This is a genomic window from Rahnella sikkimica (genome assembly GCF_002951615.1).
Taxonomy (GTDB): domain Bacteria; phylum Pseudomonadota; class Gammaproteobacteria; order Enterobacterales; family Enterobacteriaceae; genus Rahnella; species Rahnella sikkimica.
In genome coordinates this window covers 3,171,563-3,194,965 of sequence record NZ_CP019062.1, presented here as the reverse complement: position 1 = coordinate 3,194,965, position 23,403 = coordinate 3,171,563, and the positions used below count along the sequence as shown (strand labels likewise).

At 54.0% G+C, this 23,403-nt stretch carries 21 protein-coding genes and 3 tRNA genes; 15 read left to right on the top strand and 9 right to left on the bottom strand.

What is annotated here, in order from left to right; genetic code table 11:
* Positions 1 to 24 precede the first annotated feature (24 nt).
* From efp to BV494_RS14745, 3 genes are all read left to right on the top strand, one after another.
* The gene (efp, locus tag BV494_RS14755) at positions 25 to 591 is read left to right on the top strand and encodes an elongation factor P (RefSeq protein WP_104923551.1); all 567 of its coding nucleotides are present in this window, start codon (positions 25 to 27) and stop codon (positions 589 to 591) included.
* Between the two features lie 88 nt (positions 592 to 679).
* Complete coding sequence (locus BV494_RS14750; RefSeq protein ID WP_013573743.1) at positions 680 to 808, top strand: entericidin A/B family lipoprotein; 129 nt, start codon at positions 680 to 682, stop codon at positions 806 to 808.
* Between the two features lie 118 nt (positions 809 to 926).
* On the top strand, positions 927 to 1,061 hold the full coding sequence (locus tag BV494_RS14745) for an entericidin A/B family lipoprotein (RefSeq protein WP_014333643.1): 135 nt from the start codon (positions 927 to 929) through the stop codon (positions 1,059 to 1,061).
* 76 nt (positions 1,062 to 1,137) lie between these two features.
* Here the strand turns inward: BV494_RS14745 and BV494_RS14740 are convergent, their stop codons facing one another.
* The 5 genes from BV494_RS14740 to frdA form a co-directional block, all read right to left on the bottom strand.
* On the bottom strand, positions 1,138 to 1,662 hold the full coding sequence (locus tag BV494_RS14740; protein WP_104923550.1) for a lipocalin family protein: 525 nt from the start codon (positions 1,660 to 1,662) through the stop codon (positions 1,138 to 1,140).
* A 114-nt stretch (positions 1,663 to 1,776) separates the two neighbouring features.
* On the bottom strand, positions 1,777 to 2,136 hold the full coding sequence (frdD, locus tag BV494_RS14735; RefSeq protein WP_104923549.1) for a fumarate reductase subunit FrdD: 360 nt from the start codon (positions 2,134 to 2,136) through the stop codon (positions 1,777 to 1,779).
* A gap of 9 nt (positions 2,137 to 2,145) precedes the next feature.
* Positions 2,146 to 2,562 carry a fumarate reductase subunit FrdC gene (gene frdC / locus BV494_RS14730; protein ID WP_104923548.1) on the bottom strand — a complete coding sequence of 139 codons (417 nt, stop codon included), beginning with the start codon at positions 2,560 to 2,562 and terminating at the stop codon, positions 2,146 to 2,148.
* Positions 2,563 to 2,573: 11 nt separating this feature from the next.
* A complete protein-coding gene (locus BV494_RS14725) occupies positions 2,574 to 3,308 on the bottom strand; it encodes a succinate dehydrogenase/fumarate reductase iron-sulfur subunit (RefSeq protein ID WP_104923547.1) in 735 nt (244 codons plus the stop codon).
* Positions 3,301 to 5,100, bottom strand: coding sequence for a fumarate reductase (quinol) flavoprotein subunit (frdA, locus tag BV494_RS14720; RefSeq protein WP_104923546.1), 1,800 nt, complete (start codon positions 5,098 to 5,100; stop codon positions 3,301 to 3,303). Before frdA ends, BV494_RS14725 begins: the two co-directional genes overlap by 8 nt.
* A gap of 283 nt (positions 5,101 to 5,383) precedes the next feature.
* On the opposite strand from frdA, the gene epmA reads away from it, so the two are divergent.
* Positions 5,384 to 6,361 (top strand): elongation factor P--(R)-beta-lysine ligase, encoded by a 978-nt coding sequence (epmA, locus tag BV494_RS14715; protein WP_104923545.1) that lies wholly within the window; start codon positions 5,384 to 5,386, stop codon positions 6,359 to 6,361.
* Between the two features lie 139 nt (positions 6,362 to 6,500).
* On the opposite strand, the gene mscM is transcribed toward epmA, so the two are convergent.
* The 3 genes from mscM to rsgA all read right to left on the bottom strand — a co-directional run bounded on the left by mscM (position 6,501) and on the right by rsgA (position 12,124).
* Positions 6,501 to 9,869 (bottom strand): miniconductance mechanosensitive channel MscM, encoded by a 3,369-nt coding sequence (gene mscM / locus BV494_RS14710; RefSeq protein ID WP_104923544.1) that lies wholly within the window; start codon positions 9,867 to 9,869, stop codon positions 6,501 to 6,503.
* Positions 9,870 to 9,903: 34 nt separating this feature from the next.
* On the bottom strand, positions 9,904 to 10,908 hold the full coding sequence (gene asd / locus BV494_RS14705) for an archaetidylserine decarboxylase (protein WP_104923543.1): 1,005 nt from the start codon (positions 10,906 to 10,908) through the stop codon (positions 9,904 to 9,906).
* Between the two features lie 178 nt (positions 10,909 to 11,086).
* Positions 11,087 to 12,124 carry a small ribosomal subunit biogenesis GTPase RsgA gene (gene rsgA / locus BV494_RS14700; RefSeq protein WP_104923542.1) on the bottom strand — a complete coding sequence of 346 codons (1,038 nt, stop codon included), beginning with the start codon at positions 12,122 to 12,124 and terminating at the stop codon, positions 11,087 to 11,089.
* An 89-nt stretch (positions 12,125 to 12,213) separates the two neighbouring features.
* On the opposite strand from rsgA, the gene orn reads away from it, so the two are divergent.
* The 4 genes from orn to BV494_RS14680 all read left to right on the top strand — a co-directional run bounded on the left by orn (position 12,214) and on the right by BV494_RS14680 (position 13,423).
* Entirely contained in the window at positions 12,214 to 12,759 is a 546-nt protein-coding gene (orn, locus tag BV494_RS14695; protein WP_104923541.1) for an oligoribonuclease, read from the top strand.
* A gap of 317 nt (positions 12,760 to 13,076) precedes the next feature.
* Positions 13,077 to 13,152: transfer RNA gene (locus BV494_RS14690), tRNA-Gly, on the top strand.
* Between the two features lie 70 nt (positions 13,153 to 13,222).
* Positions 13,223 to 13,298: transfer RNA gene (locus BV494_RS14685), tRNA-Gly, on the top strand.
* Between the two features lie 49 nt (positions 13,299 to 13,347).
* A tRNA-Gly gene (locus BV494_RS14680) sits at positions 13,348 to 13,423 on the top strand.
* Positions 13,424 to 13,736: 313 nt separating this feature from the next.
* Here the strand turns inward: BV494_RS14680 and queG are convergent.
* Positions 13,737 to 14,894: a tRNA epoxyqueuosine(34) reductase QueG gene (queG, locus tag BV494_RS14675; protein ID WP_104923540.1), complete on the bottom strand. Its 1,158-nt coding sequence runs from the start codon at positions 14,892 to 14,894 to the stop codon at positions 13,737 to 13,739.
* On the opposite strand from queG, the gene nnr reads away from it, so the two are divergent.
* The 7 genes from nnr (at position 14,893) to hflX (ending at position 23,392) form a co-directional block, all read left to right on the top strand.
* Positions 14,893 to 16,419 (top strand): bifunctional ADP-dependent NAD(P)H-hydrate dehydratase/NAD(P)H-hydrate epimerase, encoded by a 1,527-nt coding sequence (gene nnr, locus BV494_RS14670; RefSeq protein WP_104923539.1) that lies wholly within the window; start codon positions 14,893 to 14,895, stop codon positions 16,417 to 16,419. The two genes, queG and nnr, sit on opposite strands and share 2 nt — an antisense overlap.
* Positions 16,416 to 16,883 (top strand): tRNA (adenosine(37)-N6)-threonylcarbamoyltransferase complex ATPase subunit type 1 TsaE, encoded by a 468-nt coding sequence (gene tsaE, locus BV494_RS14665; RefSeq protein WP_104923538.1) that lies wholly within the window; start codon positions 16,416 to 16,418, stop codon positions 16,881 to 16,883. The genes nnr and tsaE overlap by 4 nt, the downstream gene beginning before the upstream one ends.
* 19 nt (positions 16,884 to 16,902) lie before the next feature.
* The gene (amiB, locus tag BV494_RS14660; RefSeq protein WP_104923537.1) at positions 16,903 to 18,690 is read left to right on the top strand and encodes an N-acetylmuramoyl-L-alanine amidase AmiB; all 1,788 of its coding nucleotides are present in this window, start codon (positions 16,903 to 16,905) and stop codon (positions 18,688 to 18,690) included.
* 34 nt (positions 18,691 to 18,724) lie between these two features.
* A complete protein-coding gene (mutL, locus tag BV494_RS14655; protein WP_104923536.1) occupies positions 18,725 to 20,629 on the top strand; it encodes a DNA mismatch repair endonuclease MutL in 1,905 nt (634 codons plus the stop codon).
* Positions 20,622 to 21,563, top strand: a complete 942-nt coding sequence (gene miaA / locus BV494_RS14650) for a tRNA (adenosine(37)-N6)-dimethylallyltransferase MiaA (protein ID WP_104923535.1) — start codon at positions 20,622 to 20,624, stop codon at positions 21,561 to 21,563. The genes mutL and miaA overlap by 8 nt, the downstream gene beginning before the upstream one ends.
* A 114-nt stretch (positions 21,564 to 21,677) precedes the next feature.
* Positions 21,678 to 21,989, top strand: a complete 312-nt coding sequence (hfq, locus tag BV494_RS14645; protein ID WP_104923534.1) for an RNA chaperone Hfq — start codon at positions 21,678 to 21,680, stop codon at positions 21,987 to 21,989.
* Between the two features lie 98 nt (positions 21,990 to 22,087).
* Entirely contained in the window at positions 22,088 to 23,392 is a 1,305-nt protein-coding gene (gene hflX, locus BV494_RS14640) for a ribosome rescue GTPase HflX (RefSeq protein WP_104923533.1), read from the top strand.
* Positions 23,393 to 23,403 lie beyond the last annotated feature (11 nt).

Genomic DNA, 23,403 nt, shown 5'->3' with positions numbered 1-23,403 from the left:
CCAGTTTAAAATTAGAGGGCCATCATGGCGACTTATTCTAGCAACGATTTCCGTCCGGGTCTTAAAATCATGTTCGAGGGCGAGCCTTTCGCAATCGAAGACAGCGTGTTCGTAAAACCAGGCAAAGGCCAGGCTTTTGCACGTGTGAAAATGCGCCGTCTACTGACCGGCTCCCGTGTAGAAAAAACCTTCAAATCTACTGACTCCTGCGAAGGCGCAGACGTTGTAGATACCAACATGACTTACCTGTACAACGACGGTGAGTTCTACCACTTCATGCACCCTGAGACTTTCGAGCAGCACGGTGTTGAAGCTAAGACTGTGTCTGAAGCCTCTAAATGGCTGCAAGATAACGCTGAATGTATCGTGACTCTGTGGGACGGTCGTCCTATCGCTGTCCAGCCACCGAACTTCATCGAAGCAGAAGTTATTGAAACCGACCCAGGCCTGAAAGGTGACACTGCAGGTACCGGCGGCAAACCAGCAACGCTGAGCACCGGCGCTGTGGTTAAAGTGCCTTTATTCGTGCAGATTGGCGAAATTGTCCGTTGTGACACCCGCTCTGGCGAATACGTTTCCCGCGTTAAATAAGTTACTTATTACGCTGGATGAAAGCTGCCACAGGGTAATGCCTGTCGCAGCTTTCCGGCTCAACCTGTTGAATGGGATTGTGTTTACCATGTTGAAGAAGATGATGTTTATCGTGGTTTCAGTGATGTTGCTGGCTTCGTTATCCGGTTGCAACACGGTTCACGGTTTCGGTGAAGACATCCAGCATCTGGGTGGCGCGATTTCCAAAGCAGGCTGATCCCTTCAGCCTCGTTTTACCCACTTTCCTAAAATCCTTCCTGTTTCCCGTCACATCCGTAAAATTAGCTACACTTAGTGTGTCGTACTTTACATTCTCTTATAGGAAGGAAGTTTATATGCTGAAGAAAAGTATCCTCGCAATCCTGTCTGTTCTTGTCCTGTCTTCTGCGTTAACCGCCTGCAATACTACGCGTGGTGTGGGTGAAGACGTCTCTGCCGGCGGCCAGGCAATTCAGAAAAGCGCTCAGTAACGGGCGAGTGAGATGAAGTAAGCTGAAGTCTGCCTGCACATTGATGCAGGCAGTGTTGTTTCTGGGGGGCGAAAACTTACGGCTGTTTGACCCATACCAGCTTGCTGGTATCAAAGCCGTAGCCTTGCGCGGTTTTCAGCAGTTGCTGTTTGACGCTGTCATCGAGCGTCGGGGTTCGCGAGAGGATCCACAGATAGCTTTTATCCGGTCCGCAAACCAGCGCATAGCGGTAATCTTTATCCAGTTCGATGACGTTATAGCCGCCGTAGAACGGGCCAAAGAACGAAACTTTAAGCGCTGCCCGCGACGGTGAACCGGTAAAATACCCTTTGCCTTCACTTTCCTGCCATTTGTTTTTCTCAGGATTAAAGCCGCGGTTAATGACTTTCACGCCGCCATCTTCGCGCAGGCTGTAATTGGCCGTCACGCGTTCCAGACCGCTTTCAAAGCTGTGATCCAGCCTCGCCACTTCATACCAGGTTCCCAGATAGCGACTAAGCTCGAAATTGCTGACGACTTTGACATCTTTAGGCGGTGTCACGCTGCAAGCAACCGATAAAAGTGCCGTGGCAATGACACAGAGTTTTGACCAGATACGCATAAATATTCCTTCCTTAGGTAATCGCCTAAGTGTAGGTAAGAATTGAGGAAAAGGGAAATGCGGTAGGAGAATCAGCGGCCACGGGAATGACCGCTGAAAGGAGATCTTCTCAGATCAGAGGCGGATCAACACGATAAGCGTAACGACGCTCAAGATCATTGCCAGACCGTAGAACACCCATTTCCCGGCAGGAACGTGGATCTTCAGGTCATGCATAGCGTGGTGGATCCTGTGCAGACCGCACCACAACGGCAGGACGATCATCAGCAGCAGGAACAGGCGGCCAATCCAGCTTTGTGCGAACGCCAGTACGCGCGGATAGCTCAGTGCATCTCCGGGGAAAAACCCCAGCGGCAGCAGGAAGCACACCAGCAGGATCATCACCGGTGCAAAAATCGCACTCCACATACCGCCCGCGCCAAACAGCCCCCAGAACACCGGTTCGTCTGAACGTTTAGGAAGAGTATTTTTCATATCGCCCCCTTAAAGAAACAGCGCGATGGCGAGGATCACCAGCGTCACAACGGCAGTTACGCACCAGAAACCGGTAATCACCGGTTCCGGCCCCATCTTCTTGCCTTTCAGAATCACGATAGAAGCTTTGGGTGCCAGCTCAAACCAGGTTTTGGTGTGAAGCAATGCGGCCAGCAAAGCAATCAGGTTGATCAGCATCACCACCGGGTTTTGCAGGAAATGCACAAATCCCGCCCAGCTTTCCGGTCCGTTGCGTAAGGCGAAAATACCGGCCAGCAGCAAGATGCTGAACCAGACTGCCGGAACGGACGTGCCTTCACGCAGCATATAGAAACGATAGAAAGGTGAATGCTGCCACCAGCTGGCGGGCATTTTGCGCACGTAAGGCTTACGTTTACTGCCCTGGGTCTGAGTTCGAGTCGTCATATTTTCCTCCCTCATTGCGGTCTCAGCCTCGCTATCATGAAGTCTTTCGAACTTTCGACTTTGCCCTGCTGAATGGCAGCCGCCGGGTCGACGTGTTTCGGACAGACTTCAGAACAGTAACCGACAAACGTACAGCTCCAGACACCGTTCTGGCCGTTGAGCTGCTGCATACGCTGGGCTTTGCCGTGATCCCGGTTATCCAGGTTGTAGCGGTGCGCCAGCGTAATGGCGGCCGGGCCGATGAATTCCGGGTTAAGGCCGAATTGCGGGCAGGCCGCATAACACAAACCGCAGTTGATGCAACCGGAGAACTGATGATATTTCTCCATTTGTGCAGGCGTTTGTTTCCCCGGACCTTCCGCAACGGTTCGCGTATTACCAATGATGTACGGCTTAATGGATTCGAGGCTTTCGATAAAGTGAGTCATATCGACCACTAAATCGCGCTCGACCGGGAAGTTAGCCAGCGCTTCGATCTGCATTCCTTCCGGATATTCACGCAGGAACGTTTTGCAGGCCAGCTTTGGCACTCGGTTAACCATCATGCCGCAGGAACCACAAATGGCCATACGGCAAGACCAGCGGTAGGAAAGATCGGCGGCAAGATAGTCTTTGATATAACCCAGCGCGTCGAGCAGCGACGTTGTTTCGTCAAAAGGCACGTCATACACCACCGGATGCGGCGCGTTGTCCGTCTCCGGGTTATAGCGCATGATTTCAACCTTCAGGCTTCGCATTTTAGCCACGTGATTGCTCCTTATCTTTTTTATCGTGATTCTCAGCTTCCCCGCCATACATACGTTTTGCCGGTGGCAATGTGGTGATTTTCACATCGCCGTATTCAAGACGTGGCGCGGAATCTGGCTGATAAAAGGCCAGCGTATGTTTGAGGAAATTGACGTCATCGCGTTCGGTACAGCCTTCATCCAGACGCTGGTGCGCGCCACGAGATTCCCGGCGATTGATCGCTGAGTGCGCCATACATTCGGCCACTTCCAGCCCGTGCCCCAGCTCGATGGTGTAGAGCAAATCGGTATTGAAAACGCTGGAGGTATCTTTGATTTTGACGCGTTTGAAGCGCTCTTTCAGCTCGGTCAGCTTGTCGATGGTTTTCTGCATCAGCTCGGTGGTACGGTAAATCCCGCAGCCTTCTTCCATCGCCAGACCCATTTCGTCGCGGATGGCCGCCCAGCTTTCATCGCCTTCCTGCTTCATCAGCGCGTCAACGCGGTTTTCGATATCACGAACCTGCGCGTCGAGGGCTTCGGTATTGCCGTAGTCTTTGGATTCGGCGGCGCGTTCTGCCGCTTTTTCACCGGCCATGCGGCCAAACACCACCAGTTCTGCCAGCGAGTTGGAGCCCAGACGGTTTGCGCCGTGAAGGCCAACCGATGAACATTCACCGACGGCAAACAGACCTTTGATGCGGGTTTCGCACTGCGCATCTGTTTCGATACCGCCCATGGTGTAGTGCGCGGTAGGGCGCACGGGGATCGGATCGGTAATCGGATCGACGCCGACGTAAGCTTTGGCCAGTTCACAGATAAACGGCAAGCGCTCACGCAGCTTTTTCTCGCCGAGGTGACGTAAATCCAGATACACCACATCACCACGCGGGGTGGAAATGGTGCGTCCGGCGCGCCATTCGTGCCAGAACGCCTGCGACACTTTGTCGCGCGGGCCGAGTTCCATGTATTTGTTTTTCGGTTCGCCGAGCGGGGTTTCCGGTCCCATGCCGTAATCCTGCAAATAACGGTAACCGTCTTTATTCACGAGAATACCGCCTTCACCACGGCAGCCTTCTGTCATCAGAATGCCGGAGCCGGGCAGGCCAGTCGGGTGATATTGCACGAACTCCATATCACGCAGCGGAATGCCATGACGGAACGCCATGCCCATGCCATCACCGGTAACAATCCCGCCGTTGGTGTTGTAGCGGTAAACGCGGCCCGCGCCGCCGGTCGCCATGACCACAGCATTCGCGCGGATTTGCACGCGCGTGCCTTCCATCATATTGATGGCGACCACGCCGCGAACCTGGCCGTCATCGACCAGAATATCGAGAACGAAATGCTCGTCGAATCGTTTGATTTGCGGGTATTTCAGTGAGGTCTGGAACAGGGTGTGCAGCATGTGAAAGCCGGTTTTATCCGCGGCAAACCAGGTGCGTTCGATCTTCATCCCGCCAAAACGACGGACGTTGACTGAACCATCCTCTTTACGGCTCCACGGACAGCCCCAGAGTTCAAGTTGCGCCATTTCAGTCGGGCATTGATGAACGAAATGGTCCACTACGTCCTGCTCACACAGCCAGTCGCCTCCGGAAACGGTATCCTGGAAGTGAAAATCAAAGCTGTCGTGATCTTGCGTCACTGCGGCAGATCCGCCTTCGGCGGCCACCGTGTGACTACGCATAGGGTACACTTTCGAAATCAACGCGATATTCAGGTTGGGATTGGCTTCCGCTGCGGCTATTGCTGCGCGTAAACCCGCCCCACCTGCACCTATAATTGCAATGTCGGCGTTAAAGGTTTGCACTGCATTCCTCCACTATCATCAATGAGATCGGGTTTGAAACACCCGCGAAAAAGGTTTTTAAATCTGAGGCTTAACCACCGCTGATGACAGTCAGGCGCTGTCCCAGAGGTTAATATTCTTATTATTTGTAAGGGATTTATTATACCCAATGAGGAGTAGTGGTAATTTGATGTGAATGCAGGTTTAGGCTTTCTCTGTATTTTGCTTCGCAAAATGAGATATTTGTTTGCCCTGAGGGTTGCAGGTAGACTGCATGACTTTTCTGAATTCGGAGTAAATCACCATGAGCGAAACGGCAAGCTGGCAACCCAGTGCTCCTGTCGCCAATTTGTTGAAGCGTGCGGCTATTCTCGCTGAAATCCGACGTTTCTTTGCCGATCGCGGCGTGCTGGAAGTCGAAACGCCGGCCATGAGCCAGGCCACGGTGACCGACATCCATCTGGTGCCTTTTGAAACGCGTTTTGTCGGGCCGGGTGCGGCTGACGGCATGACGTTGTATCTGATGACTAGCCCGGAATATCACATGAAACGTCTGCTGGCGGCGGGCAGCGGGCCGATTTACCAGATGGGTCGCAGCTTCCGTAATGAAGAAGCCGGTATTCATCACAACCCTGAATTCACCATGCTGGAATGGTATCGTCCGCGTTATGACATGTACCGCCTGATGAATGAAGTGGACGATCTGCTGCAACAGGTGCTCGATTGCGATACGGCAGAAACCCTGTCCTATCAGCAGGCGTTCACGCGCCATCTGGGCGTAGATCCGTTATCTGCTGACAAAGCGGAATTGCGTGAAGTTGCCGCGAAGCTGGATTTATCGAATATTGCCGATACCGAAGAAGATCGCGACACCTTATTACAGTTGCTGTTTACGATGGGCGTTGAGCCGCATATCGGCCGCGACAAGCCGACGTTCGTGTATCACTTTCCTGCCACGCAGGCATCTCTGGCGGAAATCAGCACCGAAGATCACCGCGTCGCTGAGCGTTTTGAGGTGTATTACAAGGGCATCGAACTGGCGAACGGTTTCCGCGAATTGACCGATGGTCGCGAACAGCGTCAGCGTTTCGAGCAGGATAACCGTAAACGTGCCGCGCGCGGGTTGCCTCAGCATCCGATTGATAACAATCTGCTGGATGCTTTAGAACACGGTATGCCGGAGTGCTCCGGTGTGGCGCTGGGCGTTGATCGTCTGGTTATGATTGCGCTGGGCGCAACCAGCCTGAGTCAGGTGCTGGCCTTCCCGGTCACACGCGCCTGAGTCCTGACCCGCCGGGTCAGGATTTTCTCTCTCTTCCTCCCGCCGAAGGGATTAACAGTCAATGAGTACCGATCCGGGGCAGAGAAAATCTGCCCCGTTTCTTTTATTTATTGAAAAAGCTGCTGTTACAAATCAGCTATTACAAATCGCCCGGCGAACGCGAGCTGTTACCGCTGCGTCCACTGCCGCTGCTGCTGGTAAACGTCGCATTATTGCCATTCTGCGCCCGGTGCAGCGTTTCCATACGGACCTGGAACGGAGGGAACGGCAGCGTAATGCCGTGCTCGCGGAACCCGGCCAGAATCAGCTGGTGGATTTCGTGACGAAGTGGCATACGGTGCGCCATTTCAGCGGCATGCATACGCAGTTCGAAGATCTGAATCCCCTGTTGTAAATCCACCAGATACGCTTCCGGCGCAGGCATATCCAGCACCAGCGAACAGCGGTGCGCGGCGTTAAGCAGGATTTGCGTCACTTCTTCACTGTTGGCTTCCGATGGTGCCGGAACGGTCAGCACGACACGCGTGACCGAATCGGAAAGCGACCAGTTGATGAACTGCTCGGTGATAAAGGCTTTGTTCGGCACGATAATTTCTTTGCGGTCCCAGTCGGCAATCGTCGTGGCGCGCGTATTGATTTTCGTGATGCTGCCGGTCAGGTTGCGGATGGTGACGGTATCGCCGATACGGATCGGCTTTTCGAACAGAATGATCAGGCCGGAAATGAAGTTAGCGAAAATTTCCTGCAAACCAAAGCCCAGCCCGACACCCAATGCGGCGACCAGCCATTGCAGTTTTGCCCATTCGATCCCGATAAGCGAAAAGCCCACCAGCCCGCCAATCAGCAGCAAAACGTATTTGGTGATGGTCAGTACCGCGTAACCGGTGCCCGGCGTCAGGTCCAGATGTTGCAGCAGCGCCAGTTCCAGCAGGGCGGGTAAATTACGCACCAGCTGCGTGGTAATAATCAGCACCAGAATGGCGATCAACACGGATCCGAGCGTGATCGGCTGCATGCTTTCCACGCCCTGAACGGTCGAGGAAACCTGCCACAGATGAATATTTTCCAGGAAAGAAAACGCGGAGTGGATTTCCGACCACAGGAAGATCACCGAGATCAGCGCGATCAACGTCAGCAGGGATCGCACCAGCCGCAATGACTGCGCGGAGATCGCATCCAGATCGACCACCGGTTCTTCGATTTCCACCGTGCCTTCATTACTGCTGTTGGCGTGATGCCCCTCTTCTTCACCGCGAGCGCGCTGGTTCAGCATTTCAGCACGGCGCTGTTTTGCGCGCTCAAAAGCGATGCGACGACGCTGAATGAGCATCCAGCGGCGGATAATGTGGTAAATCACCAGCAGAACAAACCAGATGGCGACCGAGGTTTCCAGACGCGCCAGCAGCGCCTGTGACGTCGCGAGGAAGCCCATCAGCGAGGCCAGCGCAGCCACGAGTGGTGCGCCCAGCATCATCCACCACAGCGTATTATTGAGGACGTTTTCGCTGTTGCCGTGTTTATCGTGGTAAAGCGGAATGCCCGCGCGTTTGAGGCTGTGTGTGACCAGCGCGACCACCAGACAGAGAATGACGAAACACAGGCGGCCAAGCGTATTGGAGAATTCGCGGTCATTCAGATTATCGAAGGTAATCAGCGCCATAATCAGCGGCACCATCACCCAGATGGACAGGGCGTAGTAACGCAACGCCCGTGAGACGGCGCGCTGCGGCCAGCCAAAGTGCGCTACAAACAGCCCCTGAGGATTCGCCAGCGCGGCGCTGACCATAAACGCCCAGAGGATCGGCAACGTCGCGGTTACGCCATCGCCAATGGCGACGGCTATCGGATAAGGCCAGGCACTTTGTAACCCGAAGCCTAACGCCGCCCACAGTACCGGCAACGGCATAGCCACCAGAATTGACCAGAACACCGTGCGCATCGTCAGTGAAAAGTGGTCTTGTGTGACTTTGCCAACTTTGCTGCTGGCACGCGCCAGAAATGCGTAATAGTGCTTGCGGGAACTGATGCTGATAATCACCAGAATCAGCGCGCCAAACAGCGGCAGCAACGTTTCTTTGCTGGTGACCATCATCATGGATGCGCCGCCCAACTGGCTCAGGGAATCAAGTGAAACCAGTCGTTTCAGATCATGGGCAACCTGCATCGGATAGGAAAAACCAATCGGGCTCACATCGGCGACCCAGAACAGATAGCGGTGCGCGGCGTCATGCACGTCATTCAGCGCTTCCACCAGCTGGCTGTTGGCGACTTTCAGTTTGGTCAGTTCAAGAATTTGCGTATCGCAGCCGGAGAGCAGCGAATTGAGTAAATCACGCTGAGTCCGCAGCTGGGCATCCAGGATTTTTTGCTGCGCTGCCGTCAGCGGTTTGCCATCGTCCTGACGTCCCTGACGGTAGATCGCCTGCTTATCCAGTAAATCTTCATAATGCAGGCGCTGGACGCGCAACTGCGCCATATCACGGTCAAGCTGTTGCGGTTTAGGCATGTCCGGCAGGCGGGAAACCTGCGCCCTGAGTGTTTCGCCCAGCAGATTTGATGCACCCAGCCACTGCGCCTGCTCGCGGATAGTGTTAATCGCCTGACGAACCTGCTGTGTCTGCGCGGCCGCCTGACGCTGCTGCGAGGAAATCAGATCCATGCGCTGCGCCTGCTGATTCAGCGCCAGCGACAGCTCGCGGTTCGACTGCAACTGCTGGCTGATGGAATGCGGAAGCTCACCGCTTTGTTCAGCTAACAGCTCGGTTTTTTCCAGTGCCTGTTCCGCTTCGCGCTGGCGCTGGTTGTTGAGCATATTGCGTAAAGCCTGCAACTGCTGATCGAGAAAATCGGCGCGTTTTTTGTAGAGATCGGCGCGAAGTCGTGAAAGTTCCTGCCGGTTGTTGGCAGAAAGCTGCGCCAGCTCCAGTTCATCAACCTTGGCTTTGCGTGCCGCTGATTCGGCCTGAAGTGCGCTGAGTTGCGCCTGTGCCAGCGGTGAAGATGCCGCTGCTGCCATGGCCGCCTGCATGCGCTGCTCAATATCGCTGAGCGCATTCCGGGCTTCGGTTTGCTGTTGTGGGATCTGGCTGACTGAGTCGCTGATATCGCGGAAGCGGTCCTGTTCCTGACGCAGCTGGCGGGTTTCTTCCAGTTGCTGGCTGCTGACCTGCAAAATTTGCTGCTCAAGCTGAGCGGCAGGAATAGTGTCATCAACGGCTGGCGGCTTATCGGGCTGGTTTTGCAGCTCGAGCCGCAATGCTTGCGTCAGTTTTGGAAAATCATCAATGACCGCCTGGTATTGCGTGGTGCGCCCGGCCGACACATTCAACTCATTCAGCCAGTTGAGCGCACTCTGCAGCGCCTCAACCACCTGCGTCTGATTGGCCATTTCTTTATTGGCTTCCGCCTGTTTCAGCTCTTGCTTAAGCTGATCTTCGGTCGGGGTTGCTGTCGCCGCCAGAGGCAGGGCCAGCAATAAACTCATCAGCAGGGCGGGGATCAGGCGCACTTATTCAATTCCTTTTCAGTGGTTTAACGCGTACTCAGTAGTCTTTGGGTGCTTGTGGTTCAGCTGTGGCCACACCCGCCGGCGTTTCTTTGATGACAGGTGCTTCCGGGGTTACAGGTGCTTCTGGCACCGCAGGTTCCGCTGCAACAGGTTCCGTCGTTGCAGTTGCCGGTCTGCGCAGTGCTTCAGCAAACGGTTCGCCCATGCGAGTGACGGTGCCGTTGCTCAGTTGTGGCATGAAGCGGATCTGGTTTGCAGCAAACAGATTGATCACGGTTGAGCCCAGTTTGAAACGTCCCATTTCCTGGCCTTTTTCCAGCGCAATCGCGCCTTCTTCGCCAGCGGCCGGGTATGTCCAGCGTTTGATGATGCCTTCGCGTGGCGGCGTGACGCAGCCTGCCCACACGGTTTCGATGCTGCCAACGATGGTCGCGCCGACCAGAATCTGCACCATCGGGCCAAATTCAGTATCAAATACGCAGATGACGCGTTCGTTACGGGCAAACAGGTTGGGGACGTTGGCTGCTGTCAGCGGGTTCACAGAGAATAAATCGCCGGGCACGTAAATCATTTCGCGCAGCACACCGCCGCACGGCATATGCACGCGGTGGTAGTCGCGCGGTGCCAGATAAATCGTGGCGAACTGGCCTTCTTTGAATTTTTCAGCCAGCAGATAATTCCCGGCCAGCAACGCTTCGAGGCTGTAGAAATGGCCTTTTGCCTGGAACAGTTTGCCGTCGGTAATCGCGCCTAACTGGCTGACTGCGCCATCGGCGGGCAGGCAAAGCATGTCCAGACCACTGACCACCGGACGCGCGCCATCACGCAGCGGGCGGACGAAGAATTCATTGAAGGTGGCGTACGATTTGAGATCCGGATTTTGGGCTTCTTTCATGTCCACGCTGTAGAAACGAGCGAAAGCTTTGATGACCCAATACGTCAGCGTGGCGGCACGTTTATCTGCGCCCCAGCCAGCCAGGCGGGTTAATCCTTGTTTAGGAAGTAAATATTGGAGTTTGATTTTGATACTGTCCAGCACGGGGAAACCTCTTGGATGGTATGAATGACCGGTTTGACCCGGCCATTTTGCAGGAGGCCGTCTTTTGACGGCCCCACAGTGTTTTAAGGCGGGGGGATTGTAACGGGGTGAAATCATCGGTTCAACTTCCGTTAACGTCACTCGTTTGCCCTTAACCTTTTAGCTCAATGGCTTAACATTAAAGCGCGTCGAAGTTTTTACGCGTTTTTACGTCTTCCATACTTTCCAGAATGCGGTGGTAGTTGTCGAAACGCTCTTCGGCGATTTCGCCGCGATCGACCGCATCACGGATTGCACAGCCCGGATCGCTGCCGTGTTTGCAGTCGCGGAATTTGCAATAGCCGAGGAAAGGACGGAATTCGACAAAGCCTTGAGTGATTTGCTCTGGCGCAAGGTGCCACAGACCAAATTCACGCACGCCAGGGGAATCGATAACATCGCCGCCGCGCTGGAAGTGGTAAAGGCGGGCTGCGGTAGTGGTGTGCTGGCCGAGACCGGAGTTGTCGGAAACTTCGTTCACCACGATCTGTTTTTCTTCCGGCGGAAGCAGGGCATTCAGCAAGCTGGATTTCCCTACGCCTGACTGACCGGCAAAGATGCTGATACGGTCCGTCAGCGCCGTTTCAAACGCCGGCATGCCTTCGCCGGTCTGACTTGAAACTTCAAGCACGCGGTAATTAATCTTGCGGTAGATATCCATCATGCCTTCGACGAATTTACGGCCTTCGTCGTCGAGCAGGTCAATTTTGTTGAGCACAATCAGTGGCTCAACTTCGACGGTTTCGCAGGCCACCAGATAGCGGTCGATAATGTTTAAAGACAGCTCCGGCAGGATGGCGGAAACAATCACAATCTGGTCGATATTGGCGGCGATAGGTTTTACGCCGTCGTAGAAATCAGGACGCGTCAGGACGGACGTGCGCTCATGTACCGCCTCAACGATACCTTTAACGCTTTCGTTTTCGCCTTTGCGCCAGACGACGCGGTCACCGGTGACCAGAGAACGGATGGTACGGCGGATGTTGCAACGGTGCTGGCTGCCGTCGGCCGCTTCAACGTCCGCATGCATCCCGAAACGGCTGATGACGATGCCGTCCTGCGGTTCGCCGTGCAGAGAATCGTCCAGCTCTTTCCGTTTGTCGGTCTGTGTCAGACGACGCTGGTGGTTAGTCTGAACGCGACGTTGTTGCCCTTTAGACAGTTTTGACTTAGTCACTGCGCCTCACTTGACTGGCTTTAATCGCTCGGTGCGACCAAAACGTCTATGATACCAGCTATATCTCTTTCATTGTAATAGGACACATCATGGCTGCAAATGACTCGAATTTGATTTGGATCGACCTGGAGATGACCGGTCTGGATCCTGAGCGCGATCGCATTATTGAGATTGCAACGCTGGTGACAGACGCGCACCTGAATATTCTGGCCGAAGGTCCGGTCATGGCTGTTCATCAGTCTGACGCGCAGCTGGCGCTGATGGACGACTGGAATGTCCGCACGCACACCGGCAGTGGTCTGGTCGAGCGCGTGAAAGCCAGCCCGTTTGACGATAATGCTGCGCAGCAAAAAACGATTGAGTTCCTGCGCGAGTGGGTGCCGGAAGGTAAATCGCCAATTTGTGGCAACAGCGTCGGGCAGGATCGTCGTTTCCTGTTTAAATACATGCCGGAGCTTGAGACGTACTTCCATTACCGTTATCTGGACGTCAGTACCCTGAAAGAACTGGCGCGTCGCTGGAAACCGGAAGTGCTGAGCGGTTTTAAAAAGCAAAACACGCATCAGGCGCTGGACGATATTCGTGAATCCGTGGCTGAACTCGCCTATTACCGCGAGCATTTCATTAATCTCTAATCTCCGTCATCCTTCACGTTGCAGATGCGTTGGCTGCGCGCTCTCACCCGAATCACAGACCGATGTCAGCTCATCGGGATTCGAGAATTTGCCGCCTTCCTGCAACTCGAATGATTTAGGCGATTTAATTTAAAAATCTTTATAAAAGCGCACAGAGCACGAAATCACCGCGTTTCGCCGATTAAATCGCCGGTTTGCTGATTTAATCGGCACTTGAACAAAAAAATCATTTTTTTGCTTTCAGGGGCTTGCGGCTAAAAGGATTTCTCGTATAATGCGCACCCCGTACCGATGAAGAATTTCGTTGAGTGCGCAGAGCGGGAATAGCTCAGTTGGTAGAGCACGACCTTGCCAAGGTCGGGGTCGCGAGTTCGAGTCTCGTTTCCCGCTCCAAATTTTTAAGTGTTTGTTTTAAGTGTTTTAGATTTACAATTTAGATGTAAAACATGCAGTACCATGCGACGCGGGAATAGCTCAGTTGGTAGAGCACGACCTTGCCAAGGTCGGGGTCGCGAGTTCGAGTCTCGTTTCCCGCTCCAAAAATTTCAAAAGCTGTAAATTTACAGCGGATGCAATCAGCATCTCAATGCGGGAATAGCTCAGTTGGTAGAGCACGACCTTGCCAAGGTCGGGGTCGCGAGTTCGAGTCTCGTTTCCCGCTCCAATTTTCTTCTTCGATTTACTTTCATTTCTCAGCAGCGTTTTCATGCATATTTCGTGCGTGATTCAGACGGTCATTACACGGTTTGTAGTAATTTCTTAAACAGACTTATCCACAGGTTTAGCTGTTTTTTTACACTGTGCGTTTTCTGCGCTGCCCATATTGCCAATTCTTAATCACTTGATTTTATTAAAAATAAATTTATAACAAAACGTTATGACGATCACTTGCTCTTTTTTTTGCAATTGATTGGCAAAGCATTTTTATTTTTATGCACAGAAAATATAACTTTTCTAATAATGTGATTTGGGATTTGTTATGCATCCCTCGGCAAACCTTTTTCAACAGCGCGGATCAGCCGTTTTTGCTGCGAAGTTTGCACTTCAATACGATGTTCACTTCTTCTTTCGGTTTGTTGCCGGATTGCCCATTCAATGTGTTCATCCAGCAGCGGGTTTTCGCCTGCGCGCGAATTCAGCGCGTTCAGCACTTCTTCCGACCAGGGCGCATTGCCCAGCGCCACAGAAATATTCCGCAACCAGCGCAAATGACCGATGCGGCGTATAGGCGAGCCTTCGGTGATGCGCAGAAACTTCTCTTCCGTCCAGCCAAACAGCGCGATCAGCTCCGGCGAGTGCAACACGGCGCGCGGGCTGAAATCTTCTTCATCCGTCAGTTGGGAATAACGGTTCCACGGGCAAATCAGCTGGCAATCGTCACAGCCGTAGATGCGGTTACCCATCATTGGCCGAAATTCTTCCGGTATCGCGCCTTCGAGTTCAATTGTCAGGTAAGAAATACAGCGACGCGCATCGACGGTGTAAGGCGCGACAATCGCGCCAGTCGGGCAGGTCGTCATGCAGGCTACGCATTTGCCGCACTTTTCTTCCTGCGGCTGATCGACCGGTAACGGCAGATCAATCAGCAGTTCGCCGAGAAAGAACCAGGAGCCGGATTCTCGGTTAAGTATAAGTGAGTGTTTACCAACCCAGCCAAGTCCTGCTTTCGCCGCCAGTGGGCGTTCCATTATCGGAGCAGAATCGACGAACGGCCGGAACGTGACGGAATGGTCAGGCTGTTGTTCAGTGCAATACGCCTGAATCATATCGCCGAGCTTTTTCAGCCGCTGACGCAACACTTTGTGGTAATCGCGGCCGAGCGCATAACGGCTGACATAGCCGAGCTGCGGATTATTCAGGGTTTTGGCGAAGGCGGCTTTGGCGGGCAGATAGTTCATGCGCACGCTGATCACCCGCAATGTGCCGGGCAAAAGCTCGTGAGGGCGCGCGCGCAACATGCCGTGGCGCGCCATCCATTCCATCTCGCCATGATATTGTTTATCAAGCCAGTCCTGGAGTTTGGGCTCTTCTGCGGATAAGTCTGTATCGCAGATGCCGACCTGCTGGAAGCCTAGCGATTGGCCCCATTGCTTGATATGTTGAGCCAGTTGAACGAGATCGAGAGGGAGTGTCATGACGAACCAACGTGAAAAACGAAACGAGGCGAGTTTACCACATTCCGTGTTTTCTGCTGACTGGCTGCGAAAAGCGGAGCGTCAGGCGGCTCAGGAAACAGGGATTTCTCTGTTTACCCTGATGCAGCGCGCGGCCAAAGCGGCTTTTTTGCTGGCTCAGCGTCAGTTTCCTGATGCGCGTCACTGGCTGATATTTTGCGGGCACGGCAACAACGGCGGCGATGGATATGAAGTTGCCCGTCTGGCTAAGCTGGCCGGGATCCGTGTGACGCTTCTGGCGGTCGACAGCGACAAACCGCTGCCTGATGAAGCGGAATCAGCGCGTCTGGGCTGGGAGAAAGCGGGCGGAGATATTGGCGCTGCCGATGCGCAATGGCCGCAGGATATTGATCTCATTATCGATGGTTTGCTGGGCACCGGTCTGACGTCTGCGCCACGCGCGCCCTACGACGGGCTCATCGGCAACATCAACGCGACGCCGGTTCCGGTTCTCTCTTTAGATATTCCCTCGGGTCTGGATGCCCAAACCGGGCAGGCTGCCGGACAGGCCGTTCACGCCACGCACACGCTGACCTTTATTGCCCTCAAACCTGGTTTACTCACCGGTCAGGCCCGCGACTACGTGGGGACATTGCATTGCGATCCGCTCGGGCTGCAAAGCTGGCTGGGCGGACATCTTCCACACCTGCAACGGCTGGATGCCACACAGCTGGCACAATGGCTGCATCCGCGTCGCCCCTGTTCGCACAAAGGCGATCACGGGCGTTTGCTGGTGGTCGGTGGCGATACGGGCTTTGCCGGTGCAATCCGCATGGCCTCGGAAGCCGCGCTGCGCAGTGGAGCAGGTTTGGTGCGAGTACTCACTCACATTGAAAATGCCGGGCCGTTGCTGACGGCAAGACCTGAACTGATGGTGCAGGCACTCACGGCAGAATCTCTTGAGGAAGGGCTGAAATGGGCGGACGTTCTGGTCATCGGTCCGGGCCTTGGACAACGCGACTGGGGCAAACAGGCAGTAGCACAGGCTGAAAAATCCGATAAACCGGCGTTATGGGACGCGGATGCGCTTAACCTGCTGGCAATCAATCCCGGGAAACGGCAAAATCGCGTACTGACACCACACCCCGGCGAAGCCGCCCGTTTACTCGGGTGCAGTGTGAAGGACATTGAAAGTGATCGCTTACTTTCAGCCAGTAAACTCACTGAACGCTACGGCGGTGTTGTCGTCCTGAAAGGGGCAGGTACGCTGATTGCCAGTGAACGCGGTGAACTCGCCGTTGCCGACGTCGGTAATGCCGGAATGGCATCGGGCGGCATGGGAGACGTACTTTCTGGTATTATCGGCGGATTACTGGCTCAAAAACTTGAAGTATATGATGCAGCCTGCGCGGGCACAGTGGTTCATGGCGCAGCTGCGGACGAAATCGCCCACCGGCAGGGAACGCGCGGTATGCTGGCGACCGATCTTATAGCGGTGATTTCCCCGTTAGTTAATCCAGACCTGAAGAAACAGATATCTGAATGAATCAACTTAATATCTCTTTACCCGACGAAGCCGCGACGCTGCAATTAGGTGCTTCACTGGCGAAAGCCTGCGAAGGCTCTGCGGTTATCCATCTTTATGGTGATCTGGGTGCCGGTAAAACCACCTTTAGCCGGGGTTTTCTTCAGGCATTAGGGCATCAGGGTAATGTGAAAAGCCCGACCTATACGCTGGTTGAACCCTATCAGCTGGGTAGTGTTTCTGTGTATCACTTTGATTTATATCGCCTTGCCGATCCGGAAGAACTGGAGTTTATGGGGATCCGTGATTATTTCGCGCAGGATTCCATTTGTCTGGTGGAATGGCCGCAAAAAGGCGCTGGTGTTTTACCCGAACCGGATATTGAACTGACGCTGGATTATGCATCGCAGGCGCAGCCTCTGGCGCGCACGGCGAAGCTGGTCGCAGTGTCTGAAGCCGGTATTCAGTTGTTGCATCGTGTTTAACAGCAAGGATGACTGCGCGATGAACTCACGCTTTAGCTCTCTTTTCGGTTCAGCGGCGACATTTCTGTCGGCGCTGATGATTTGTGTTGTTTTGATGCCGTCCGCTGCAATGGCGGCAGGTATGAAAAACATCAATGTTTCCAATGGCGCAACGCAGTCGACGGTGACGATTACCTTTGACGGCTCACCGGATTATTCTTTTTTCCCGCTGCATAACCCTGAACGCGTCGTCATGGATATCCGCCAGGACGGCGTGATGAAAGGGCTGCCGCTGACGTTTAACGGGCAGAATCTGGTGACCCAGGTACGCGCCAGTACGCCGCCGAATGCGCAAAGCCAGCGTCTGGTTTTTGAACTGAATCAGAAAGTCAGAACCAACGCGACGAAACAAAAAGACGGCAGCCAGTACACCGTTGTGCTGACCATGAATGCCTCTGCTGCTCCGCGCCGCAATGTGCCAGTTTCCGCGGTAACGAATACACCGTCGCCGAACGCTACCGCCGCGCCAGCCGTATCTGAAAAATCGAATCCATTTACTAACGATCAGACGAAAGTTGTCGCAACGACCGTGGCCCCGGACAACTCGCGTTCTTCCACCATTTCCACCAGCGACAGTAAAATTATTGTCGCAATCGACGCTGGTCACGGCGGGCAGGATCCGGGCGCTATCGGCGGCGGTGGTCTGAAAGAAAAAAATGTCACCATCGCGATTGCCCGTAAGCTTCAGACATTGCTCAACGCCGACCCGATGTTCAAACCCGTGCTGACCCGCGACGGCGACTATTTCATATCCGTCATGGGGCGTTCTGACGTGGCGCGTAAGAAAAATGCCAACGTTCTGGTTTCTATTCACGCCGATGCCGCGCCAAGCCGCAGTGCGCGCGGGGCGTCAGTCTGGGTTCTGTCCAACCGTCGCGCCAACAGCGAAATGGGTAACTGGCTGGAGCAGCACGAGAAACAATCCGAATTGCTCGGCGGCGCAGGTGATGTGCTGGCGAATACCGCGTCTGATCCGTATCTGAGTCAGGCGGTTCTGGATTTACAGTTCGGCCATTCTCAGCGCGTGGGTTACGACGTCGCCACCCGCGTTTTACGGGAACTTCGCTCGGTCGGCTCGCTGCACAAAGCGAAACCCGAGCACGCCAGTTTAGGCGTGCTGCGTTCACCAGATATTCCGTCTTTGCTGGTAGAAACCGGCTTTATCAGTAACTCAACCGAGGAGCGGCTGCTGGGCAGCAGCGCGTACCAGGATAAAATTGCACGAGCCATTCACATTGGCCTGCGTAATTATTTCCAGTCGCATCCGATACAAAACGGCCCAAAGGTCGAAAACCGTCCGCTGCTGGCATCAGCATCGGCGGCAAGTGATAGCGCAACGGCGGGTACATCAGTCAGTTCTTCCGTCAGTCAGCCCGGCCCGATTGAAGCCACAGCCGCTTCCGGCGGAGCGACGCAAATCCACAAAGTCACCCGTGGCGAAACGCTGACCGGTATTGCCAGCAGTTACGGAACGACCAATGCGGCGCTGCGCGACCTCAATAAATTGAAAAAAGATGGCGTCTGGGTCGGCCAGAGATTGAAAGTGCCGGCCGGCACCCGCACTTCTACAGCATCATCATCATCGCGCGCTTCTGCCGCGACGGCCAAAGCGACGAAAAAGCCAGCGAAACATACGGTGAAACGCGGTGATACGCTTTCCGCCATCGCGAGCAAATACGGTGTCAGCATGAATGACATCAAAACGGCGAATCACATGAAGTCTGGCGAGGTACAGCTCGGCCAAACCTTAACGATTCCACAGTCATAACGGCGGTTTACAGCCGTCAGCCACAGGAGCCGATATGCCGATCAAGGTATTGCCGCCGCAGCTTGCTAATCAGATAGCGGCCGGTGAAGTTGTCGAAAGACCGGCTTCCGTGGTGAAAGAATTGGTGGAAAATAGCCTGGATGCGGGCGCGACGCGTATCGATATTGATATCGATCGCGGGGGCGCCAAACTTATCCGTATTCGTGACAACGGTTGCGGGATTGGCAAAGACGATCTGGCTCTTGCGCTGGCACGTCACGCTACCAGCAAAATCACCTGCCTCGACGATCTGGAAGCGATTCTCAGCCTCGGTTTTCGCGGCGAAGCGCTGGCCAGTATCAGCTCGGTATCGCGCCTGATTCTGACTTCACGCACCGCAGAACAACAGGAAGCCTGGCAGGCATACGCCGAAGGCCGCGACATGGCGGTAACCGTCAAACCGGCCGCGCATCCGCAGGGTTCTACCGTTGAAGTGCTGGATCTGTTTTACAACACGCCAGCCCGGCGCAAATTCATGCGCACCGAAAAGACCGAATTTACCCATATTGATGAAGTCGTCCGTCGCATTGCGCTGGCGCGTTTTGACGTTTCCGTTAATCTCAGCCACAACGGCAAACTGATCCGGCAGTACCGCGCCGTGAAAGATCCGTCGCAGGCTTCCCGCCGTCTGGCCAGTATTTGCAGCCCGACGTTCGTTGAACATGCGCTGGAAGTCGAATGGAGTCACGGTGATCTGGGGATCCGCGGCTGGGTTGCTGACCCGGCGGGTTCGCGCAGCCTGACTGACATGCAATATTGCTATGTGAACAACCGCATGATGAAAGATCGTCTGATTAATCATGCGATCCGTCAGGCGTATCAGGATCAACTGAAAGACGATCAGCAGCCCGCGTATGTGTTGTATCTGGACGTCGATCCGCATCAGGTGGATGTCAATGTGCATCCGGCGAAACACGAAGTGCGTTTCCACCAGTCGCGGTTGGTTCACGATTTCATCTATCAGGCCGTGATGTCTGTTTTACAACAGGCTGGCAATCCGGTGCTTGAAGAGCCGCAGTTGCAGGAAGATGCACCGCGCTGGCAGCCGGAAAACCGGCCGGCGGCAGGGGGAAATCACTTCTCACGGCCCGCTGATAAAAAACCGGCTCCGCCCGCACGGGAAAATGTATTTCCTGAAACTGCCCGAAGCAGCGCGCCGCGCGAACCGGCATTCCGGAGTACTGAACCGGCTTACAACCGCGGTGAAGCGAAACCCTATCAGCAGCTTTTACAACCTGCCGTCGGGGATTTCTCATTGCAGGAATCACCCCCTGCCGTGGCACAGGCCGCTAAGCCTGCGGCATCTGCGGCCCGTACACTGGCTGAACCGGCACTTGAAGCGCACAGCCACAGTTTCGGGCGCGTACTGACGGTCTGTTCGGCGGAATATGCGTTGCTGGAGCGCGGAAAACAGCTGGTGCTTTTATCGTTGCCAGTGGCCGATCGCTGGCTGAAATGGGCGCAGCTGACGCCGCCGGAAGAAGGGCTTCGGCCACAGCCTTTGCTTATTCCGCTAAAACTGACGGTAAGCAAAGAAGAAGTCGCCGTGCTGGCGAAACACGCCTTGTTATTACAGCGTTTTGGTTTAGAAATGCTCAGCGAGTCACAGCGTGTGACGGTTCGCGCGGTACCTTTACCAATACGCCAACAAAATTTACAAAAGTTGATACCCGATCTGTTAGGTTACCTTGCTGTTCAGCAGGAGGTGACTTCTGATGCGGTAGCTATGTGGTTTGCCCGCCACTGTGGCTGCGAGCACGAAGTCTGGTCGGTTTCACAAGCCATACAATTACTCACGGACGTTGAGCGACTTTGCCCGCATCTGGTTAAAGCGCCTCCTTCCGGACTTCTGCAACCTCTTGATTTACAGTCCGCGCTGGCGGCTTTTAAGCATGACTGACTCTGAAAAAAAAGCCGCTCCCCCGGCGATCTTTATTATGGGGCCGACCGCATCCGGTAAAACGGCACTGGCGATGTCGCTGATGAAACATCTTCCCGTTGAGTTAATCAGTGTGGATTCTGCACTGATCTACCGTGGAATGGATATCGGCACTGCGAAACCGACGGCGGAAGAACTGGCGCAAGCGCCACATCGTCTGATTGATATTCTTGATCCGACCCGCGCTTATTCTGCTGCAGACTTTCGCGCAGACGCATTACGCGAAATGGCAGAAATAACCTCACGCAATAAGATCCCGTTATTGGTGGGTGGGACTATGCTTTATTTCAAGGCATTGCTCGAAGGTCTTTCTCCGTTGCCCCCGGCCGATCCGGCTGTGCGTGAGCGCATTGAAAAACAGGCTGCAGAGCAGGGTTGGGAAGTACTTCATGGCCAGTTGAGCGAGATAGATCCCGTTGCGGCTATGCGAATTCATCCGAATGATCCGCAGAGACTGTCCAGAGCACTGGAAGTTTTTTATATTTCGGGTAAAACTTTAACGGAACTGACTAAAATTTCGGGTGAAACGTTGCCTTATCACGTTCATCAGTTTGCGATTGCCCCGACCCGCCGTGAAACATTACATGCGCGGATCGAGGAACGTTTTAGTCAGATGTTGTCCAATGGTTTTGAAGACGAAGTCAGAACGCTGATAGCTCGGGGCGATTTGCATACGGATTTGCCTTCCATTCGTTGCGTCGGATATCGCCAGATGTGGTCATATTTATCCGGTGAATTCGATTACGATGAAATGGTTTATCGTGGTGTTTGCGCGACACGACAGCTGGCCAAGCGTCAGATGACCTGGTTGCGAGGTTGGGAGGGAGTCCAATGGCTTGATTCTGAGAAGCCGGAAGAGGCCTTAAACCGTGTAATTCAGGTTGTTAGTGCATAGGTTGGGTGATTGTGTACAATTGATGAGTACTCAGCGCGCAAATTTTTTATGTGATTTATTTTCGAGCCGATAGGCTCAAAGTTACAAACAACAAACTAATAAGGAAAAGATAGAATGGCTAAGGGGCAATCTTTGCAAGATCCGTTCCTGAACGCATTGCGTCGTGAACGTGTTCCGGTTTCTATTTACTTGGTGAATGGTATTAAGCTGCAAGGCCAGATTGAGTCTTTTGACCAGTTTGTCATTCTGTTAAAAAATACGGTAAGCCAGATGGTGTATAAACACGCTATCTCCACCGTAGTGCCTTCCCGCCCGGTGTCACATCATAGCAATAATCCAGGTACGGGCAGCACCAGCAGCAATTATCACCATGGTAGCACCCCGTCTGCGCAGCAGCCGCAGCAGGAAAACGATGACGCTGAATAAAGCGCAACGTTGGTCAACCACGAAGGGGTTCATAAGTATTCCGATTATGCTTATGTCCCCCCGGCTGGCGAATTTTTCCCAAATGAGAGGTCGCAAGCTTGTTTGACCGTTATGAAGGCGGCGAACAGGCCGTTCTGGTTCATATCTATTTCTCCAAAGACAAAGACACGGAAGATCTGAGCGAATTCGAATCGCTGGTTTCTTCTGCCGGTGTAGAGGCGCTTCAAGTCGTCACCGGGAGCCGTAAGGCACCGCACCCTAAATACTTTGTCGGTGAAGGGAAAGCCCAGGAAATTGCAGATGCAGTCAAAGCAACCGGCGCTTCTGTCATTCTCTTTGATCACTCGCTGTCTCCAGCCCAGGAACGAAACCTGGAAGCGTTATGCGAATGTCGCGTTGTCGACCGCACCGGATTAATTTTAGATATCTTTGCCCAGCGGGCGCGAACACACGAAGGTAAGCTACAAGTAGAACTGGCGCAATTACGCCACATTGCTACCCGACTGGTTCGTGGCTGGACACACCTTGAGCGTCAGGGCGGTGGCATCGGGGCGCGTGGCCCGGGTGAAACCCAGCTCGAAACAGACCGCCGTTTACTGCGGGACAGAATTACGTTAATTCTCAGCCGTCTTGAAAAAGTGGCTAAGCAGCGCGAAACCGGTCGTCGTTCGCGCGTTCGTGCGGATATTCCGACGGTGTCTTTGGTGGGGTATACCAACGCCGGGAAATCCACACTCTTTAACCGTATCACTCAGGCCGATGTGTATGTGGCCAATCAGTTGTTTGCTACGCTGGATCCTACGCTGCGACGCATTATGGTTGCGGATGTCGGGGAAACGGTTTTGGCGGACACCGTAGGGTTTATTCGTCACCTGCCCCATGATTTAGTTGCCGCTTTCAAAGCAACGTTGCAGGAAACCCAACAGGCATCTCTGTTATTACATGTGATTGATGCAGCGGATATCCGGGTTCAAGAAAATATTGACGCGGTGAATACGGTGCTGGCAGAGATTGAAGCAGATGAAATTCCTGCGCTGTTAGTGATGAACAAAATAGATATGCTGGATGATTTTGTCCCGCGCATCGACCGCAACGAGGAGAATTTGCCGGTCAGGGTCTGGCTCTCAGCCGTGACAGGTGAAGGTATTCCGTTGCTCTTTCAGGCGTTATCGGAGCGGTTATCTGGCGAAATTGCGCAGCATGAATTGTGCCTGCCGCCGGAAGCAGGCCGCCTTCGTAGCCGTTTTTACCAGCTTCAGGCCATTGAAAAAGAATGGATTGAAGAGGATGGCAGTATTGGTCTGATGGTGCGAATGCCCATTGTTGACTGGCGCCGCCTCTGCAAACAAGAGCAGGAACTGGCCAGCTATGTCCGCAACCAGAGCCTGACTGATTTGGCCTGAAGAACACCAAT